The organism is Lysobacter zhanggongensis, from assembly GCF_046638635.1.
In the GTDB taxonomy this organism is placed as follows: Bacteria; Pseudomonadota; Gammaproteobacteria; order Xanthomonadales; family Xanthomonadaceae; genus Novilysobacter; species Novilysobacter luteus.
Window position 1 is genome coordinate 1 of the sequence record NZ_JBJXHK010000138.1, and the last position, 3291, is coordinate 3291.

Here is a 3291-nt window from a genome sequence, read left to right on the forward strand (position 1 = left end):
CGGCGGGCTCGCCACGGCCAGCGCGCCGGCCACCGTGGCGGTGAAGCCGAGCGAAGGCGCGGTGCTGCGTGCGAACTCGCCGAAGCGCGCCAGCAGGTCCGTACGCACGCTCCGGCGCGCACGCGACAACCGCTTGCGCACCGCGGCGTCGCTGAGCCCCAGCAACGACGCGACCTGCTGGGAACTCTGACCCTCGCGGTAATACAGCAGCAGGACCTCGCGGCTGTCGTCGGGCAGCGCCGAGATCAGCTCGGCGGCGACCGCCTCGCGTTCCTGGCCGGCGAGCTGGCCGAGCGGGTCGGGTTGCGGGTCGGCCGCCGCCTGGATCACCTCGTCGGCATCGGCGACCTCGCTTGGCAAGCGCTTGCGCGCGCGCAGGTGGTCGCGCGCCAGGTTGCGGGTGATCTGCCGCAGCCACGGCATGAAACTGGCCGGGTTCTGCAGCCGGCGCAGGTTCTGCCAGGCGCTGAGGAACGCTTCCTGTGCGATGTCCTCGCTGGCGGGCACGTCGCGCACGATCGCCAGTGCGATCGCGGTGATCGAGTTCTGGCAGGCTGCGACGATCCGGCCGTAGGCTTCGCGGTCGCCTTCGGCCGCAGCGACCAGGCATGCCTGGATCATCGGGTCCGGCAGCGCCCGGCCATCGGTGTCCGGAACGGCGTTCAACGTCGCCTCCGGCCGGCAGCGGCGGGGTTGTGAGTCGGCACGGTCATGGCCCGATGGTAAGCGCGGGCCGAGCGGAAGGTCGATGTGGTGTCCATGCCGGTCCAGACGACGCCGGCCGGAGGATGTGACAGGCTGCCGTCAGAACCCCACGCCGCGGCTGCGCACGTGGCGGACCACGTCGACCACCTGCCACGCACCATCGACGCGGGCGACCTCCAGGGTCTTGTAGCTGGCCCACATGCGGTGGTGGTAGGCGCTGTACTCGATCGTGCCGCGGTCGGCCGCGGACGGCCGGAACGCGCCGACGCGGGCGATCATCGCCTCGCTGCCCGAGCCGCGGTGGTAGCTGCCGCGCGCCTCGTCGGCTTCCTCGACACAGGCCGACGCCTGCACCAGCGTCAGCCCGTCGCGCTGCAGCGACTGGATCAATCGGATCGACGCATCCACGTTGTCGACCCCGAGGCAGGCGACCGGCGTGTCGACCTCGCCGAGTTCGCTTTCGAAAACGGCCTGGGCCACCGGCAGCAGCGTCGCTGCGACCGAGCCATCGAACGGCGGGTTGGCCACTTCCTGCACCGGCGCGGCACCCGGGGTGGGCAGGTCCATGCCGCGCATCATCGCCACGCCGGCGATGGCCACGGCGACCACGATCAGCCCGACCTTGAACCGGAACATCCGCTTCTGCGCCGTGCTCCTGCCCTCGGGTTCCTGCTGTGAGCGGAAGTGGAACGTGCTGGGCAGGTAGCTGCCTTCGTTGCGGGTGCTGTCGATCAGGCCCGCGTCGCGCAGCAGCTCACGGGCCTGCACCTGCTGGTCGGAGCGCACCACCCAGACCGCCGGAACCGGGGCCGAGCGGTCGCTGTAGCTGAAGGCGCCGCGCCGGTTGCCGCGGTAGGAGCGGCCGTCGGTGATGCGCACCTCGATGCCGGCCTCGCGCAGCAGGTCGGCCACGCCTTCGACGTTCTCGAGCCGCTGGCTGCTGAAGACCTTGCGCATGCCTATCCCCGTGCCGGGACGTGGCCCGCGGCGGCCGCGTCCTTGACCACGCGGATCAGCCCTTCCTGGGACGTGCTGGCGACGAGGTGCCCCTCGCGGTCGTAGATCTGGCCACGCGCGAGCCCGCGCGAACCCTGCGCGCTGGGGCTGTCCATCGAGTACAGCAGCCATTCGTCGGCGCGGAACGGGCGGTGGAACCACATCGCGTGGTCGAGCGAAGCCATCTGCACGTTCGGCTGGTAGTAGCTGATGCCGTGCGGAAAGGTGGCGGTACCGAGCAGGTGGAAATCCGACGCGTAGGCGAGCAGCGCCTGGTGGAGCTCGGGAGCGTCGCCGACCCGCTCGCTGAGGCGGAACCAGAACTGCTGGTAAGGCGGTCGCTTGGGCGGCTTGAGCTCGTCGCGCGGGTACACGTGGCGGAATTCGAACGGTCCCTTCTTCGACAGCCAGCGCTGGATCTTGTCGGGCAGCGTCGCCATCACGTCGGCGGGTACCGCGTGGCCGGGCTCGATGTCCTCGGGCTGCGGCACCTCGGGCATCGACAGCTGGTGTTCGGCGCCGTCCTCGTCCTTCTGGAACGAGGCGGCGAGGAAGAAGATCGGGCCACCGTGCTGGATCGCGGTGACCCGGCGCACCGAGAAGCTGCCGCCGTCGCGCGTCCGGTCGACCTGGTAGACGACCGGCGCGGCGATGTCGCCGGCCTTGAGGAAGTAGGCGTGCAGCGAGTGCGCGGTGCGCGCCTCGGTCAGCGTCGCCTGCGCGGCTGACAGCGCCTGCCCCAGCACCTGGCCCCCGAAAACGTACTTGGTACCGATGTCGCGGCTCTGGCCACGGAACAGGTTGACCTCGAGGCGCTCGAGCGAAAGCAGGTCGATCAACTCGGTAACGGGGGAGGTCATGCGCGGTCGCCGGGTGCAGGGGCCGCGATTATACCGGCCGCCAAGGCGTGGCCGGCCTCCTGGAGCGGCCCAGCAGCGCCGCAGTTCAACTACAGGGGGATGCGCTGGAGATCGACCGCCGCCAGCACCTTCGACCACGGAAACAGCGGGCCCGGGTCGCGTTTGCGCGGCACCTGCCGCGCCGGATCGTCGGTGGCCGCGACCGTCGCGGTGTCGAGGTCCTCGTGGCCGGCCACCCGGCGCAATCCGGGCAGGTCGGCCTGCAACTGGCGCAGCAGGGCGACAAGTGCGTCGATCTGCACCTCGGGATACGCCTCGTCCATCGCCTGGTGTCGCGAGTCGAGCCAGTGGGGGTAGCGGCCGGTGTTGACCAGCTCGATGCCGACCGAACGCGGGTTGTGGCCGCGGACGTGGTGGGCCATGCGGTCGACCGCCACCCAGCGGTGCACGCTGCCGTCGCGGTCGATATAGAAATGGCCGCAGTTGCCGGTGCCGCTGTCGGGGTAGAGCACGCGCTCGCCGTACCCGCGGGCGGTCGCCAGGTCGGGCAACTCGGTGCAATGGATCACCGCCAGTTCGACCTGCAGCGGGTCGCGCGGCTCCAGCCGGTCCTCGTAGGGCAGCGGATCGACGTGGATCTTCAGGCGGTCCGGGGCGGTCGACATGGCGCGGATGCTAGCATCGCGCGCATTCACGGCCGCGGCCGCCACGCGCGCCTGCCGCGACCGGC

The 3291-nt window shown here is 70.9% G+C and carries 4 protein-coding genes; all 4 read right to left on the reverse strand.

What is annotated here, in order from left to right:
* Positions 1 to 621, reverse strand: a 621-nt coding sequence (locus ACKVMH_RS13070; RefSeq protein ID WP_412700618.1) for an RNA polymerase sigma factor, incomplete at its 3' end; no start/stop codon positions are given.
* A 183-nt stretch (positions 622 to 804) separates the two neighbouring features.
* Entirely contained in the window at positions 805 to 1662 is an 858-nt protein-coding gene (locus tag ACKVMH_RS13075) for a hypothetical protein (RefSeq protein WP_412700616.1), read from the reverse strand.
* A 2-nt stretch (positions 1663 to 1664) separates the two neighbouring features.
* Complete coding sequence (gene tesB, locus ACKVMH_RS13080; RefSeq protein ID WP_412700617.1) at positions 1665 to 2561, reverse strand: acyl-CoA thioesterase II; 897 nt, start codon at positions 2559 to 2561, stop codon at positions 1665 to 1667.
* A gap of 89 nt (positions 2562 to 2650) precedes the next feature.
* Positions 2651 to 3226, reverse strand: a complete 576-nt coding sequence (locus ACKVMH_RS13085) for an N-acetylmuramoyl-L-alanine amidase (protein WP_215218410.1) — start codon at positions 3224 to 3226, stop codon at positions 2651 to 2653.
* Between the last annotated feature and the right edge of the window lie 65 nt (positions 3227 to 3291).

Bases quoted from the DNA above. Each gene is read 5' to 3' on its own strand.
- ACKVMH_RS13075 (WP_412700616.1), bottom strand. From the start codon at position 1,662: ATGCGCAAGGTCTTCAGCAGCCAGCGGCTCGAGAACGTCGAAGGCGTG.
- ACKVMH_RS13085 (WP_215218410.1), bottom strand. From the start codon at position 3,226: ATGTCGACCGCCCCGGACCGCCTGAAGATCCACGTCGATCCGCTGCCC.
- tesB (WP_412700617.1), bottom strand. From the start codon at position 2,561: ATGACCTCCCCCGTTACCGAGTTGATCGACCTGCTTTCGCTCGAGCGC.